At 43.7% G+C, this 15,691-nt stretch carries 16 protein-coding genes; 9 read left to right on the top strand and 7 right to left on the bottom strand.

What is annotated here, in order from left to right; translation table 11 throughout:
* Nucleotides 1-825: 825 nt before the first annotated feature.
* From V513_RS00605 to V513_RS00590, 4 genes are read right to left on the bottom strand one after another with little or no spacing between them, the layout of a single operon-like run.
* Nucleotides 826-2,592: a sensor domain-containing diguanylate cyclase gene (locus V513_RS00605; RefSeq protein WP_099771245.1), complete on the bottom strand. Its 1,767-nt coding sequence runs from the start codon at nt 2,590-2,592 to the stop codon at nt 826-828.
* Nucleotides 2,593-2,640: 48 nt separating this feature from the next.
* Nucleotides 2,641-3,315, bottom strand: a complete 675-nt coding sequence (locus V513_RS00600; RefSeq protein ID WP_099771244.1) for a protease inhibitor I42 family protein — start codon at nt 3,313-3,315, stop codon at nt 2,641-2,643.
* Nucleotides 3,316-3,327: 12 nt separating this feature from the next.
* Nucleotides 3,328-4,578, bottom strand: coding sequence for a M24 family metallopeptidase (locus V513_RS00595; RefSeq protein WP_099771243.1), 1,251 nt, complete (start codon nt 4,576-4,578; stop codon nt 3,328-3,330).
* Entirely contained in the window at nt 4,571-4,798 is a 228-nt protein-coding gene (locus V513_RS00590; protein WP_014731487.1) for a hypothetical protein, read from the bottom strand. The genes V513_RS00595 and V513_RS00590 overlap by 8 nt, the downstream gene beginning before the upstream one ends.
* A 118-nt stretch (nt 4,799-4,916) precedes the next feature.
* Between V513_RS00590 and V513_RS00585 the strand changes: the two genes are divergently transcribed.
* The 7 genes from V513_RS00585 to V513_RS00555 all read left to right on the top strand — a co-directional run bounded on the left by V513_RS00585 (nt 4,917) and on the right by V513_RS00555 (nt 13,001).
* A complete protein-coding gene (locus V513_RS00585) occupies nt 4,917-5,288 on the top strand; it encodes a hypothetical protein (protein ID WP_099771242.1) in 372 nt (123 codons plus the stop codon).
* 44 nt (nt 5,289-5,332) lie between these two features.
* Nucleotides 5,333-5,629 (top strand): GNAT family N-acetyltransferase, encoded by a 297-nt coding sequence (locus tag V513_RS13800; protein ID WP_257211850.1) that lies wholly within the window; start codon nt 5,333-5,335, stop codon nt 5,627-5,629.
* 96 nt (nt 5,630-5,725) lie between these two features.
* Nucleotides 5,726-6,901, top strand: a complete 1,176-nt coding sequence (locus V513_RS00575; RefSeq protein ID WP_014731485.1) for a threonine synthase — start codon at nt 5,726-5,728, stop codon at nt 6,899-6,901.
* Between the two features lie 309 nt (nt 6,902-7,210).
* Complete coding sequence (gene dnaK / locus V513_RS00570) at nt 7,211-9,055, top strand: molecular chaperone DnaK (protein ID WP_099771240.1); 1,845 nt, start codon at nt 7,211-7,213, stop codon at nt 9,053-9,055.
* A 37-nt stretch (nt 9,056-9,092) separates the two neighbouring features.
* On the top strand, nt 9,093-9,542 hold the full coding sequence (locus V513_RS00565; RefSeq protein ID WP_014731483.1) for an Hsp20/alpha crystallin family protein: 450 nt from the start codon (nt 9,093-9,095) through the stop codon (nt 9,540-9,542).
* A 56-nt stretch (nt 9,543-9,598) separates the two neighbouring features.
* Nucleotides 9,599-11,983, top strand: coding sequence for an ATP-dependent Clp protease ATP-binding subunit (locus V513_RS00560; RefSeq protein WP_099771239.1), 2,385 nt, complete (start codon nt 9,599-9,601; stop codon nt 11,981-11,983).
* A gap of 64 nt (nt 11,984-12,047) precedes the next feature.
* Complete coding sequence (locus V513_RS00555) at nt 12,048-13,001, top strand: 2-hydroxyacid dehydrogenase (protein WP_014731481.1); 954 nt, start codon at nt 12,048-12,050, stop codon at nt 12,999-13,001.
* Here V513_RS00555 and V513_RS00550 read toward each other — a convergent pair whose 3' ends face one another.
* Nucleotides 13,002-13,436 (bottom strand): hypothetical protein, encoded by a 435-nt coding sequence (locus tag V513_RS00550; RefSeq protein WP_099771238.1) that lies wholly within the window; start codon nt 13,434-13,436, stop codon nt 13,002-13,004.
* Nucleotides 13,437-13,509: 73 nt separating this feature from the next.
* Between V513_RS00550 and V513_RS00545 the strand changes: the two genes are divergently transcribed.
* Nucleotides 13,510-13,635: a desulfoferrodoxin FeS4 iron-binding domain-containing protein gene (locus V513_RS00545; RefSeq protein WP_099771237.1), complete on the top strand. Its 126-nt coding sequence runs from the start codon at nt 13,510-13,512 to the stop codon at nt 13,633-13,635.
* A 28-nt stretch (nt 13,636-13,663) separates the two neighbouring features.
* Here V513_RS00545 and V513_RS00540 read toward each other — a convergent pair whose 3' ends face one another.
* Nucleotides 13,664-14,185, bottom strand: a complete 522-nt coding sequence (locus V513_RS00540) for a hypothetical protein (RefSeq protein WP_099771236.1) — start codon at nt 14,183-14,185, stop codon at nt 13,664-13,666.
* A 300-nt stretch (nt 14,186-14,485) separates the two neighbouring features.
* Between V513_RS00540 and V513_RS00535 the strand changes: the two genes are divergently transcribed.
* Nucleotides 14,486-15,091 carry a xanthine phosphoribosyltransferase gene (locus V513_RS00535; protein ID WP_006487935.1) on the top strand — a complete coding sequence of 202 codons (606 nt, stop codon included), beginning with the start codon at nt 14,486-14,488 and terminating at the stop codon, nt 15,089-15,091.
* Here V513_RS00535 and V513_RS00530 read toward each other — a convergent pair.
* Nucleotides 15,088-15,687: a hypothetical protein gene (locus tag V513_RS00530; RefSeq protein WP_257211840.1), complete on the bottom strand. Its 600-nt coding sequence runs from the start codon at nt 15,685-15,687 to the stop codon at nt 15,088-15,090. The genes V513_RS00535 and V513_RS00530 overlap by 4 nt on opposite strands.
* Nucleotides 15,688-15,691: the final 4 nt, after the last annotated feature.

Raw genomic sequence — 15,691 nt, 5'->3', positions numbered from 1 at the left:
CTTCTATACTTTTCCTTTCTCGTTCAGTCATATCTGGTCATGAGTGCAGTTTCGATCGATAGAAAGTGTTATTATTCTTCAGATCGATGAGATGAACGGACCTGTTTCGGTCATGATTCCAGTTATTCTTGCCGCAGGAATGGGGAAACGTCTGAAGTCATCAGTTCCAAAACCTCTGATGAAGATGAAGGGAAGACCTATGGTAATGCATATTCTTTAAAAGGCTTTCGAGGTCTCGAAATGTGACAGAGCGGTAGTAATAATAAACCCTGATTTTGAGAGAGATTTCGCAGGTAGCATAGTTTTCCCGGTCAGTTATCCATATCAAAAGACTCCAAGAGTAACTACCGATGCCCTGCAAAAAGCTCTCGAACTCATACCGAAAGATGAGGATATTCTCGTTCTATACGCCGATCTTATACTTATATCTCGAGAGTCACTGAACTCTCTGGTAGAGCTTCACAATAAGAGCAGTTGTGAAATCACCTTTATTCAGAAATTTCTCAAGAGAAGTATCCATACGCTCGAGAAGACTAAGTCAGAAACAAAGAAGCACAAAGTCTACCAAACAATCCGGATAGCAATCTCCATGCTCAGGTCTTTACTCCTCGAACAGAACAGTTCAAAATCGTTTTCCATCTTCTCCATTCCGGTTTCCGCTCTCCTTCTCTTGCTCCTTTCTATTAGTTGTTACATACGTACTTCGTGAGAAATGAATTAGTGAATTATTTGGCACAGAAGAAAGCGTGTTTCTTGTGAGGTAAAAGTGTCTAGATGCATTTTCTTGTAACCTAAGTAAGTTTGAAAAGCAGTTAGATCAAATGATCAGGTAATAGTCACCCTCTTTGACTCTCTTGAGAGCTTCTCCTTGTTTTCATACATCTTTTCGTCGGCTACGATCAGCAATTCTCTAATAGTCTTTCCATCCTCGGGAAATACTGCAATACCGACACTGGCAGTCAGTTTCAAGCTTCTTCCCTTGACAGAAAAGGGGTCTTCAAAGGCTTGATGGATTCTCGTTTCCGCTTCTCTAGACCCTTTCTTTCCCGTTGAAGGTAGTACGTACACAAATTCGTCGCCGCCCATCCTTGCAATGAGATCACTTTTACGGCAGACGGTACTAAGGCGCTTGCCAACACTTTTTAAAAGCTCATCACCAACATCATGTCCAAGAGTATCGTTGACTCCTTTGAAATCATTTAGATCAAGATAAAGAAGAGCCATTGCCTCAGACTTTCGTTTCGAAAACTCAAGCTGCCTTTCCGCGCAATCAAAGAAGGCTCTGCGATTCGGAAGACCGGTCAGGTGATCCTCCATAGATAGCTTTTCCATCAGCTTTCTCTGTCTTCTCAGTTCATTTACTGTCTGTATCCTCCAAAGAAGAACTGAAATCGCCTTTCCAAAACCGATTGCAGTGTTCACTACCTCTTTGTCATCAAAAGCCGTTGAAGAGGTAAAACTGTCCAGATTGAAGTACATTCTGATGTCATCATCTATCTTTATTGGTATCGAAAGCGTGCTCTTTATTTCCTCAAGCCTTCCTCCTTTTACAATCTTCTCCAGTCGCTCACCATCCATTTTGTAATCAACACTGTAATCCTTTATTATAACCACATCATCGCTACCTTTTTGAATAAGCTCTTCGGAAGAAAAAGAGACCGTCTTCAGTTTCTCAAAGTCATAGTTGTGAGTGGCCACGAAATGATAACGATTATCCTCCTTTTTTAAAAGAAAAGCTGCTGCATCTGCTTTTGGGAAGACCTCAACACATCTCATCAAGAAGTACCTGTAGGTCTTTTCATCGAAATCGCTTTCCAATACTTCCGTGATTAATTCGTTGAGAAGTCTCTGGAACTTGTTCTGTTCAATGAGAGTCGACTCGATCTTCCGCAGGTGAGTGACATCTTTGAAGGTCATGAGAAAGGAATCGGGATCTTCTTTCGTATCCCTTCCAATCACTAGATTGACCTCAGCAACTAACTTGAGTTGTCTCGCGGTAATGAGTTCCAGTTCAATCTGAAAGGCATTCTTTCCAGCAAAAAGGGAGGACTTCGCCTTCTCGAATCTCTTCTCGCTATCTTCGGAAAGCAAATCAGATACTCTCTTTCTCATGAGTTCTTCGCTACTATATCCAAGCAAGCTGCAAGCGGCCCTGTTCGGATAGAGTATTTCTCCTGACAGACCCAGAAGCAGAATGCCGTCCAGTGAATTGTTTACAACGGCCCCGAACTCTGAGATTCTCTTCTTTCGCTCCTTGATGTGATAGAAAGCACTTATCAGGAGCATGGGTAAACCAATAAGCAGAAGTACTACTGAAACGAATTCATACACTCTCGTTTCGGTAAGCGCTTCAAGCAAATCAAAATATGTTGAAACCGAAAGAAAGATAAGGCCCAGAGGAATCCCTTTGTGGAGCTCGCGATTTCCCAGTAGGTAAGCCGCGACTAGCGAAACACCAATAACAACCATTTCGCTAAGTATGGCGAAAAACTTAACTGGCTGAATAGAGTGCAGGGAAAAGACTACTGCTGAAACAACGACTATCAGAATCGATGTCAGATATACCTGCAACTTGCTTCCTGGAATGCTCAACAGTATTTCACCTCGGCAGAACTAAGCGTCATTCAATGATATCAGATCCTATTTAACGGAAATATTGTAAGCTTTATAATCAACCGCCGATTCTTTTCCTTCCCACGATCTGAAGTATCTGAAGATGATCGTCGAATACCCTTCATCCACCGCTTGAAATGTCCAGGTAACCTTGGAAGGAGCTCCTACCTTGTCGCTTTTATCGACTGAGATCTCTTTGTTTTTTTCCATGATCCCATCTCCAAGAACTACATACTGCCATGTGTACCCAGTGCTAGCATTCTCCTCCAGGGTGACCGTGAAGATCGTACCAAGCGTCACTTCATTAGTGAGAATCTTCAGATCTACCTGACCCTTCCCTTGGCCGGTAACATCCACCGTCAATGCCCTGAAGTCCACAGAGTGTTTCTCTCCTTCCCACTGCCTGAATAGCTTCAAAGTGATCAAAGCCTTTCCTTCCTTTGCCGCTGTCATTATCCACCCTTTGACAGAAGGGGCGCCCGGCATCATACTGGGCGCATTGTGCTCTTCAAGGAAGTTTCTCAACACACCTGTCGGTTCCGCAAAAATATGCCAAAGATATCCCGTGGAAGGATTCTCTTGAATCTCAAGTATGGCAAGATCATTTACACTCATTGAGTTAGCCGACTCTTTCAATTCAATCGCAAGCCCTAATGTAATTATCAGTGCAATATAAAAGAACGCCGTTAGTGTTTTCTTCATGGTTAACACCTCCTATATTAGAAAAAGCTCTTTCTGCCTTCCATCTAGATAGTCTATCTCATTATCGGTGAAAGCAACCGTTTCTTCCAAGAAACCGTAGACATTCTGTCCGTTCCACAGTGACAGTCGCGTCCTGCAATTTAGCTCCATGGCAAAGCAGGTCATGTTTCTGATCTTCAGATCTCCGGCTCCGCTTATTCTGTCTTGGTTGTTCCATAATCCAATAACTGGCCCCGCACCGTGTCCATGATAACCAACTGGATGTGAGTATATTGCTGCTTCCAGACCCTTTACCTTCGCGTCTTCAAGAGAAACTCGAAGCAATTCATTTCCAGTAATTCCCTCCTTGAAATTTCGTGCCAGAATATTCTGAACCTCGTTTGTTCTTCTGATGACTTCACCGAGACCTAGCTTCAAATCGTCATACCCTTCCTTCTTCAGATAGAATACCTGCTGTGTATCAGTTGCGAGGCCGTTGTACATAAAGCCAAAATCGCAATGCAATAGGTCACCTTCCTCAATTAGACCCGTACACCTCGCATCCTCCACGCCCTTTCTCTGGAAATCTACATCTGGGCCAAACCATGTTTTCAGACCAATATCGTATGCCAGCTTTTTTAGCAGGAGCTCGATATCTCTGGTTTTCGTGACTCCCGGTGTAATGTTGTCTCTCGAAAAGGCATTTCTGATTATTACGTGAGCTATTCTGTCGAGATTCCTGTAAACCTCAATCTCCTTCTCGCTTCTGGTCTGCAACCAGTTGACTGCAATGTTTTCGGCACTCACCAGAGTAACTTCATCAGAAAGCTTTCTCTTGAGAGACTGGAAAAGTGAAACCGTAATCCCATCGGCGAGTGCAAAGTTGTCCGAATAGTCTACTCCTAGTGTCTTTACTTTCAAATCACTTAACAGCTTTCCTATAGAATCGAAGATATCTCCGTCTTCAACTTTCCATGCGGATTCATAATAGCCGCTCAACTGACTACCATGTGGAGACAATACAAATCTGTTGTTCTTCGTGAACAAGAAGGCCGTTATTCTGCTCGCTCCGTAAAACGAACCGGGAAGCAACGTACTGATAATAGGATCTTCGTTGTTCTCTCTTCCTATTACCATCCAGGCATCAAACTCCTCTTCCTCAAGAAGCCGCGGCATAATATTTTCAAGCCTGTCAAGAAGGAATTCGTTGTAGCTGGCAATTCTTTCGTCCTCGGAGGGCATTGTGGAAGCTATTTCTCTATATTGATCTGCAAATTCATTCATCTTGGCCCCCACCGTTTTTTCCAACTGGAATGGCAACTTCCGAATCGTTTAAGAGACTCTTTAGATAATCACAGTTCTTTTTCAGAAAGTTCTCCTCTTCTAAAAGGTGAACACCGGTCTGGCCCTTGCTTCTTATCCTAAGTTTCTTGTGAGCACTCTTCTGTCGACTGATCAGTTTGTACGTAACCCCATCGATTTCAACATATCCTTTGATCTCCAATTTTCCACCTCCTGAGATAATCTAACATTTATAAATAGCAAAACAAAGAACTACACACGCTGCTTTGCTTAGCAGAAACGGAGTAGAATTTACAAATCCCCGGAAGAAGGAGATCAAATTGTATCTTAAGAGCGAAGTCAAGATGATGAGTAACGACAAGACTTTAATTGAAACCCTTTCACAGAGCCTAATGGGTCTTTCAATAATCGAGAAGAACACCAGAGGAATGATCTTTGTTGACAATCAAAGAAGTCCGAACCTCATAGTGGTCTGGAATTATTGTGATACAGTTCTAGTTGGGGGTGAAAGTGAAAAGATTTCAGAAAACCAACTTAGTAGATTTCTTTTCGAGACTCTTCGCCCGCTAGCAAGAGAGAGAGGCGTTTCTTTTGTGAATTTCTGTTCTTATCCCACTGTTTTGCATAAACTTCTAGCTATCCTAAAAACAATAAATCCAAGACTGGTGAAAAGACGCTTCTTTCAACTTTAAGTAATACTGAACGAAGCCATTCAGTTGAATTTGCCGCGTACAGAATTAATCGGGAGTTACTAAATCTGCAGCTGGATAACAGTAGCGTTCTTAGAGTCTGGCTATATTTTTTCTGGAAAGATCTGGATTCATTCGAGAAGTTTGGTGGAGGTTTTGCATTGATCAAGAGTAAGACAATAATTAGCTGGTGCTTGAGTGTATACAGATTTCGAGATAGAATCGAAGTGCGCCTAGAAACCGTCAAGGATTTTAGAAATCAAGGCCTCAGCCTAGCTGTGGCGAAAACATACGTCAATGAATTCCTTTCAAGCAGGTTGGTAGTAGACTGGCCCTGTGATTAAGAAAATTACCCTTCTTTGTCGATTGCCACCAACCTTGGATTGAAGGAAAAGATGAATTATGAAGTTTGTCAAATAAGCATTTAGAAGAGGATGAAGATGAGAGAAACGAAAATGATTTGCACTATGTGCGGCAAAGAATATTTAGGAGAACATTTTCGCTGTTCGTGTGGGGAACCGCTTGAGATAGTAATAGAAAAGAAAACGGCTGTAAACATCTCCTGGAGAAAATCAGGGATTCTCGAAAGCTTTTCGGATCTCTTACCTGAACTGAAGGATTTTAACTCTCTTTCAATGGGTGAGGGGCTCACCCCCCTGACGAAGATAGAACATGCTATGACAGATGGTTTAGAACTGTTCATAAAGAACGAGACAATAAATCCGACATGGTCTTTCAAGGACCGCGGAAGTTATTTGGCCGTTCTCGACGCCATTAACAAGGGCTACAAGCATATCGGCACAGTCTCCACGGGTAACATGGCCGCCTCAGTTGCAGCCTACAGTATGAGAGCGGGACTGAAGACTACAATTCTTATCTCTGATTCAATCCCTGAGGAGAAAATCTCGCCAATCGCCATCTATGGTCCTAGAATACTGAAGGTCAAAGGAGATTATGACCGTCTTTATTTCAAATCACTGGAACTAGGAAAAAAGAAGAACATCTACTTTGCAAATTCCGACATTCCAATGAGAGTGGAAGGATCGAAGACTATCGCCTTCGAGATATTCCTTCAGCTGGAAGGTAGAGTTCCCGATTTTGTGATCGTTCCTACAAGCTCTGGTGGAAATGTTAGAGGAATAGAAAAGGGATTTCGCGAACTCAAGGCATGTGGGCTCTCTAATAGCATCCCTCGAATGATCGTGGCACAGGCTTTGGGATGCTGCCCTATACACCAAGCCTTTTCTTCCAACGATAATCAGATAGAGAAATTCGCCCACGCACATACAATTGCACACGCAATCGAAAATCCCTTCCCCCCAAGCGGAAATGCTGTTCTGAGAATGCTAAAAGAAAATCAGGGAATCACTGTTGCCGTTAATGAAGACGAGATCCTCACAGCTCAGAGACAACTAGCCAAAAGAGGTCTCTTTGGACAACCTGCCAGCGCGGTAGCATTTGCCTCGATTTCAAAGCTGAGAAAAGAGATTGGTGTCAAGAGGGCTATTGTTGTTGCAGTTCTAACGGGCTCCGGCTTGAAATACCCTGCAATTCTTAAAGAGCAACCTTCAGTTGTGGAAGTAACCGATATCGATTCTCTTCAGGACTTGCTTTAGAGTAATCGGTAATACTTCTATGCGGGTTTCTTTGCATGCCAACTTCATTATTCTTGTCCAAATAAACTGATTTCATCCGATTTCTCGAACGCTTGCATGGGGTAATTCTAAAAGAACGCAATTTTTATTATCAGTCTTACGCTAAGAACGCTATACAAAAGTATGTCACTATTATTTATTATCTTGTAGTGCTTATGCAATAAGTCTTATCATAGATGTACATTATGGAACTTTGGTGTTGACAGCTTGATTTCTCTTGCCTATAATAGTGTTGTAGATGTTGAGTTTGCATGCAAGGAGGGAAATCAGATGGCAAATAAGGAATACACAGTAGGTATCGACCTTGGAACGACTAATTCCGTTATTTCATGGGTCAAACCAGACGGAAACGTCGAGGTAATTCCTAACGCAGAAGGAAATCGTACAACGCCTTCTATAGTATCGTTCAGCAAGACCGGTGAAATCATTGTGGGTGAGCCTGCAAAGAGACAGACGATTCTGAATGCGGAGAGGACTGTAAGATCGATAAAGCGAAAGATGGGTTCCGATTTCAAAGTAAGGATAGATGACAAAGAGTACACTCCTCAAGAAATCAGCGCCTATATTTTGAAGAAGTTGAAGGCAGACGGGGAAGCTTACCTTGGCGGAAAAATTACTAAGGCAGTTATTACATGTCCTGCATATTTCAATGATGCTCAGAGACAGGCCACTAAAGAAGCCGGAATAATTGCTGGTCTTGAGGTCCAGAGAATAATTAACGAGCCTACAGCGGCAGCCGTAGCATACGGAATCGACAAGAAAAAAGGTGACAAAAAGATTATCGTATATGATCTCGGAGGAGGAACTTTTGATGTTTCCGTCCTGGATATTGGTGATGGAGTAGTTGAAGTTCTTTCAACTTCAGGTAACAACCACCTCGGAGGAGATGACTTTGACCAGAGGCTAATAGATTACATAGCTGAGGACTTCAGGAAGAAGAACAACGTCGATCTCAGAAAAGACAAGCAGGCCTTTCAGAGATTGAAGGACGCCGCGGAAAGAGCCAAGATTGAGCTTTCTTCAAAGTATGAAACTGAGATTTCCCTGCCTTTCATAACTGCAACGGCTGATGGCCCATTGCACCTCGAAATGAAAATAACGAGGTCCACGTTGGAATCCCTAATAAAAGATCTTGTCGAAGGCACCAGGGAACAGATAGAAAGAGCAATGAGCGACGCAAAGCTTTCGCCAAAAGAGGTTGATGAAGTACTACTTGTCGGAGGCTCTACTAGAATTCCAATGGTTCAAAGCTTCATCAAGTCGATCTTCGGCAAAGATCCTAACAAGAACATCAACCCAGACGAAGCGGTAGCAATTGGTGCAGCGCTTCAGAGCGGTATTCTCTCTGGCAGCGTGGAAAGCGATCTGGTGCTCGTAGACGTAACACCTCTCACTTTGGGAGTCGAGGTCATGGGCGGTTTAATGGAGCCGATAATCGAAAGAAACTCCACGGTTCCCGTGAAAAAGTCTAAGGTTTTCACAACCGCGGCAGACGGTCAGACCGAAGTGGAAGTAGCAGTGTTCCAGGGAGAAAGGACCATGGCCAGAGACAACATGTCTCTTGGAAGCTTCAAGCTTACAGGAATTGCACCGGCACCTAGGGGAGTGCCTCAAATAGAAGTGACTTTCGACATCGATAGTGATGGAATTGTACATGTCTCCGCAAAAGATCTCGGAACGAATAGAGAGCAGTCGATGGTGGTTAGTGGAAGACAGAAGATGTCTGAAGAGGATATTAAGAGAATCGTAGAAGAGGCAAAGAAATACGAAGAGCAGGATAAGCAGAAGAAACAGGAAGTAGAGCTAAAGAACCAGGCCGATCAGTTGGCATACAGCATGGAGAAGCTTCTCAACGAAAGTGGAGATAAGATTTCGTCCGAAGACAGAGGTAAACTTGAAGGACTGGTGAAAGATCTGAGGGATGCTTTAAGCGAAGACAATATTCAGAGAATTAAGCTCCTGTTTGATCAGCTCCAGAAAGAGAGTATGAGAGTCGGACAAAGCGTTTATCAGAAGGCACAGGCACAGGCTCCAGCTGATGGTGGCCCACAGGAAGGTGAAAATCATGACAGTGACACTGGTACCGAATACATACCGCCGGAAGACAGCAAGTAACAGAATCTATAGAAACCCAGAAAATGGAGGTGTTAATATGTTGGCAATCAGAAGAGGAAGCGATCTTTTCAGACCCTTTGAAGAGATTCAGAGAGAAATGGACAGACTCTTTAACGACGCCTTCAAAGGGCTGAGCGACCAGTCAAGAGAAACAACCATGTTTAGCCCCGAAGTTGACATCTACGAGAAGGACAACTCTGTCTTCATTGAAATGGACATCCCGGGAATCAAGAAGGATGAACTGGAAATCAAGGTGGAGGATGATGTTCTCTCTATCAAAGGAGAGAAGAAACTTGAGAGAGAGCAGAAGGAAAGAGATTACCACCGCTATGAGAGATATAGCGGAGCATTCCAGAGGATCTTCAGACTTCCGGACTACGTAAAGAGTGATGAAGTCAAAGCCAAATACGAAGATGGTGTCCTTAAGCTCGAGCTCCCCAAGAAAGAAGAAGTCAAAAAGGAAGCAATTCAAGTCAAGATCGACTGAGAAAAAGTTTAAACTGAGAGGGCGCTTACGGGCGCCCTTTTTTTGGAGGTGTAATGATGATTAACTATGAAGAATACACCGAGAAAGCTAAGAAGATCCTTATGGATGTACAGGATATTCTAATGCGGTACAAACAGAATCAGCTTGCTTCAGAGCATATTCTCCTCTCTATGCTGGAGGATGGCGACAATATTGCAATTGACATTTTGAATGAAAAGAGGGTAAGCATCGATTCTCTCAAAAAGGATGTTGAAGAGGTAATCGGTCGTTATGGGAGCGGAGGTCAGATAGGTAACCAGATATACATTACTCCGGATGCAAGGCACATTCTGGAGAATGCCAGAAGCGAAGCTAGAAGAATGCACGATTCAAAGACAGGGACCGAGCATATTCTTCTTGCCATGGTACGGGAAACCTCTGCAGTGGCCAGCAGATTGCTCTCGAAGTACGGAGTCAATCTCGACAATATATATACTTTGATCCTTAAGGGTCGTACGAAAGGCGATGCAGAGGAAGACGAGAATCTCTCTTCTTTGAAGAAATTCACGATAGATCTCACTCAGCTCGCAAGAGAAGGCAAGCTAATGCCCGTTATTGGAAGAGAAGACGAGGTAAGAAGAGTAATACAGATTATTGGAAGAAAGACCAAGAATAACCCTGCCCTGGTGGGAGAACCTGGCGTTGGCAAAACCGCAATTGTAGAGGGTCTCGCGCAAAGAATTGTGAGCGGTGATGTGCCGGAATATTTGAATAACAAAAGCGTTCTGGCCCTTGACATGGGTAGACTTGTAGCTGGGACCAAGTTCCGAGGGGAATTTGAAGAGAGAATGAAAGGTATAATAGACTCTGTTAGAAAGCTCTCCGGCGAAGTAATTCTCTTCATAGATGAAATTCATAGTGTCGTTGGAGCGGGTTCAGCAGAAGGTTCCATGGACGCCGCTAATCTGCTGAAACCTGCCCTTGCAAGGGGAGAGTTGCAGTGTATTGGAGCTACAACTCTCGATGAATACAGAAAGTATATTGAAAAGGACAGGGCGTTAGAGAGACGCTTTCAACCCGTTATGGTAGAACAACCGACAGTTGAAGAGGCCTACAAAATCCTCGAAGGGTTGAAACCCACTTATGAGAAACACCACGAAATAAAGATCGAAGACGATGCACTGAAGACGGCCGTTGATCTGAGTGTCAAATACATAACAGACCGCTATCTTCCTGACAAAGCGATCGATCTCGTTGACGAGGCTGCTTCATTTGTGAGACTGCAAACAGGCTATATGCCCGAAAAACTGAGATCGCTCGATCGCGAGCTCAGGGAGCTTGATGGCGAGATAAGTGCTCATGCAGAAAAAGGCGAGTATCGGACCGCTGCCGAGTTAAAGACCGTGGCAGAGAAAAAGAGAAAGGAATTCCTCCTTGAAAAGGAGAAGTGGGAATCGGAAGAGTCTTTTGGAAAGACCGTGACATCAGCAGTTGTGGCCTCAATTGTTGAACAATGGACTGGAATTCCTGCCGGAAAAATGCTTCAGTCTGAACGTGAGAAGCTCCGTGATCTCGAGTCAATTATCCACGAAAAGTTTGTCGATCAGGAAGAGGCAGTCAAAATCGTTTCGCAGACGATCAGAAGAGCAAGAGCCGGTTTAAATGCTGCTCATAAACCCTGGGGCTCTTTTCTGTTCATGGGACCCACAGGGGTGGGCAAGACCGAACTTGCCAAGAGGCTCGCATTCATCCTCTTTGGCAGTGAAGAGGCAATGGTAAGAATTGATATGTCTGAATATATGGAGAAGCATACCGTCTCGAGACTTATTGGAGCGCCTCCCGGATATGTGGGCTACGAAGAAGGCGGTCAGTTAACAGAAGCAGTCAGGAGAAGACCTTATTCAGTTGTTCTTCTTGATGAGATAGAGAAGGCTCACAGAGAGGTGCACAGTGTTTTGCTTCAGATCATGGATGACGGACGTCTTACTGATGGAAAAGGAAAGACAGTTTCTTTCTCAAATACAATAATTATAATGACCAGTAATATTGCATCTGAAGAATTGGCGAGTACCTCGGAACTGAGCCGAGCAATGGATCTTGCTGAAGAAAGCCTGCGGAAAGCCTTCAGGCCAGAGTTCATTAACAGGCTTGATTCCATCGTTCTTTTCAGACCTTTAGATAGCGAAGCAATGGAGGGAATTGTTAAGATGAGAATAGCGGAAATGGAAAAAAGACTATCTGATCAGCGCATTTCCGTTGAGATCAGCCAGAAAGCGGTCGAGTATCTTGCTAAGGAGGGTTACGACAGAGAATATGGTGCTAGACCGGTTAGGAGATTAATTGAGAAGTTGGTGGAAGGGCCTATAGCAGATTTGATCATTGATGGAGCCCTGGCAGAAGGAATGAAAGTTATTATTGATTCAGACGCGTCCGGAATCTTGGTGAAGGCACAAGAGGCTTAGTAGAGTACCGTTTCTTGGCCTAATGATACAGAAGTAATGATATCATTTTTCTAGGAGGTGCTTAATGGACAAGATCTTCTTCACTTATAAGATTCCCGACGAAGGTTTGCTTCTTCTGAAAGGATACGACATCATGATCAACACTGAGGATAGGTTCCTCTCAAAAGAAGAGATTATTCAGAAAGCCAAGGATGCGGTAGCACTGGTAACACTGCTATCGGATAAGATTGATGCAGAGCTTATCAAATCACTTCCGAAATTAAAGGTGATTGCAAATTACGCGGTCGGCTATAACAACATCGACGTTGAAGAAGCCAGAAAAAGAGGTGTAAGAGTTACCAATACTCCCGATGTTCTAACAGACGCCACGGCGGACTTAACGTTAGCTTTGATTCTCGCTACAAGCAGAAGAATCGTTGAGGGCGACAGATTCGTTAGAGAGCATAGGTTTGCTGGATGGAAGCCAGACCTGTTAACAGGTCCCTCTCTCAAAGAAAAGAATTTGGGCATTATCGGCCTCGGAAGAATAGGGAGGGCCGTTGCAAAAAGAGCTCAAGCTTTCGGGATGAAAGTAATTTATCACAACAGGAAACCTCTTCTAACTGAAGAAGAAGAGAGACTTGGCGTGAATTATAGGAGCCTCGAGGAACTGCTTAAAGAATCTGATTTTGTGTCTATTCACGTCCCCCTTACAAGAGAGACACACCATTTGCTTAATGAGAAGCGACTTTCTATGATGAAACCTGGTGCGATTCTGGTGAACACTGCCAGGGGATCCATTATCGATGAAGCAGCACTGATAAAGACTCTTAAGAATGGTAGATTAGCTGCCGCCGGTCTTGATGTCTATGAAGAAGAACCAACTGTACCACAGTCTTTGATAGATATGGATAACGTGGTCCTTCTTCCACACGTAGGGTCTGCAACAAGAGAAGCAAGGACGGAAATGGCAATTATGGTGGGGCGCAACGTGGCCGCAGTTCTAGAAGGAAAGGAACCTCCCAATGCTGTGGTCTGATTATCTCGTTTCAAAATACCATATCGGTCCATAATATCTATTTCCATTTTTGTCAATGGCAACTATTTGCCAGTAATAAACAGTATCATTTGAAAGTCTATCGACGAAGTAACTATTCGATCCAGTAGATGCATAAAGCTTTGGCGTCGAAGATGTTCCCAGATAAAGATTGTAGCTGGCTATTTCGATGAGAGGGGAAGATTCTAGGCCGACCCTGGCTCCTGAATCTCTGTTTGAAACCCATATGTCCAAGTTGCTCAATATGATAGAGTTGTTTCTGACAACGACGTCCCAGCTAAGCATCACACTACCGCCATAAACAGGCGTCCCATCTTGAAGATGACTGGCGAAGATCACCTGTGGTTCCTGGTAAAGGGTACCTGCGGCGGCAACAATGAATATAGTGAAAAGAACGGCGAAAAAGACTCTTTCCATTGTCAGCACCTCCAATCCATTTGACTGTGGAAACAGTAACTAAGTTTACTATCAAAAAAAGGAGAGTGAGATCATGAAGGTAAAGAACGTTGGAGAAGTCTACAGATGTGAGATATGTGGAAACATAGTTGAAGTGAAAGAAGCTGGTGGAGGAGAACTAGTCTGCTGTGGAGAGCCGATGAAGCTTGTGCAGGAATAAAAGAAGCCCCGATTTTGGGGCTTCTTTTTTAGAAATACATGTCGAAACCCGAAAGGACTGGAAGCGGCCAGAAAAAGAGAGAGAAGTTGAACCTGTCCGTCATTTTGGTTACATCTACGAAGCTGATCTCAGGAGAGAGTCTTGTTTTGAAATTATCGGTTGTTTCGAAGAAAGAGTACATAGCTTGTCCTCTCAGTCCGAGCGCGAACATGAATCTTCTTCCAAACAAGTTAAAAGAAAGATTCTCGATCCCCGCCAGCAATCGTGCATCAATCCCTGCTTCTAGTCCCGAAACCTCCCCAAATGCACCCGAATACGAAACCGAAGGCCCAATATAAAGCATGGCAGGAGTGAAACTCAAACTACCGGTTTTGGAAGCGCCAAAGACTTGAAAGCCCAGTCTGTAGTATCCATTCACCGAGAATATTCCAAGAAGAAAAGGGAAATAAACAACCGAACCGCCGATATTGTTCGCGTTGAAATAGCTTCCAAAAGACGCAGTAGAAATTAGAAGAAATGCTATAAGTATTACGAGTGTCTTCCGCTTCATAAGAAACCTTCCGCTTTAGTTACGTAGCTCAATTATACATTTTCACTATCAAATGAAAAAAGACTTTTTGGTAGATTTAATCGTGATGAATAGGGGCATTTTGAATGATCGGTATCACCGGGAGTAAACTAGATCTCTCGAAAAAAATCACACTAGGCGATTCCGAGCGTCTTGATTTTGAATTCCTGTGCAATTTCGATCTGTTTTGAGAACATACCTTACATAAAAGGAATTTCTCCTTCAAGAAAAGGATACAGAAATAGTCGATCATTGTACCATATACCTTTTGGAGGTTAATCGATGGACGAAGTTGTTCTTTCCAGGCAAGAGATATTTTCTTCCTTTGAGGAAGCTGTAAGAAACAAGGGCTCCGTTCTGGGCAATGGCATTCTTCGAGTAGATTCCTTTCTTAACCATCAGATTGATCCACAACTAATGAAAAATGCTGGTGAACTAATCGCTGACTACTTCAGAACTTATGGAGTAACAAAAGTCTTGACTGCAGAGAGTTCTGGGATTGCTCCCGCATTGATGGCAGCTAGCAGCCTTGGTGCACAGCTCGTTTTTGCTCGTAAGAGTAGACCAATAACAATGCAAAGGTATCTGAGTGAATCCGCTCCTTCGCACACAAAAGGAGGGATAGTGGAACTCAACGTTTCCCTGGACTATATTGATGAGAAGGACAGAGTCATTATCGTGGATGACTTTCTGGCAAGCGGTAAGACCATAGAGGCCCTGGCCCGGCTTGTATTGAAAACGGGAGCATCGCTTCACGGCTTTGCGGCAATCATTGAAAAGACCTTCGAAGAAGGTCGAACTTTGCTGGCGAAGTTTGGCGTTCCTGTCCTGGGGATTGTAAGAATATCTTCACTCGACCCGCTCTCATTTGTGAAAAATGGAGTCTAGAAAACTGCGCAGAACTGCACTCCCAGATTCACAAAAGACAGGAAGAAGCGATCGTTATCAAAGGAGTTCGTTACGGACCAATATCTTGTGCCCGCTCTAACATAGTAGAATGGCCCTTCAAAGTGAAGTCCAGCGAACATATCTATGAATCCGTTCCCTTTTCCCAGTCCAGTAGAGACATCTAATCCAATGAAGACCTTATCGTTCATCTGCAGCCTCAAATCTGCAGCAGGGCCAAAGGACAAATCAGAAACCTTGCGGTCAAATGTTTTCGAGCCAGTGAGCGTCAGTTGTTTGAACCACAACCTACCTTGAACACCCAGTTGAAGAGAGAAGCGATCAAGCTCAGGAAGTATATACATATAAGTGAGCGAAAGTACATCCTGCTTAAACATTGATTCGTATGAAGCCAAAGGGTCAGTGTCCGTCGCCTCGAATGTACTTTTAACGGTGAAGTGAAAAAAACTCAACTCTATCAGATGTTCACCGCTGATCTCATACCCCACAGTTGGTAAGAAATAAGCGCGGAAGTCGTTTTTCATCAGGAGCTGGGTTCTCTCAGAATCACTGCCTTCAAGGAACCCACTCCACGGCATTGAT

The sequence above is a fragment of the Mesotoga sp. H07.pep.5.3 genome, assembly GCF_002752615.1.
Lineage (GTDB): Bacteria > Thermotogota > Thermotogae > Petrotogales > Kosmotogaceae > Mesotoga > Mesotoga prima.
Note: the sequence above shows the minus strand (reverse complement) of the source record. Positions and strands in the feature narration are given on the sequence as shown.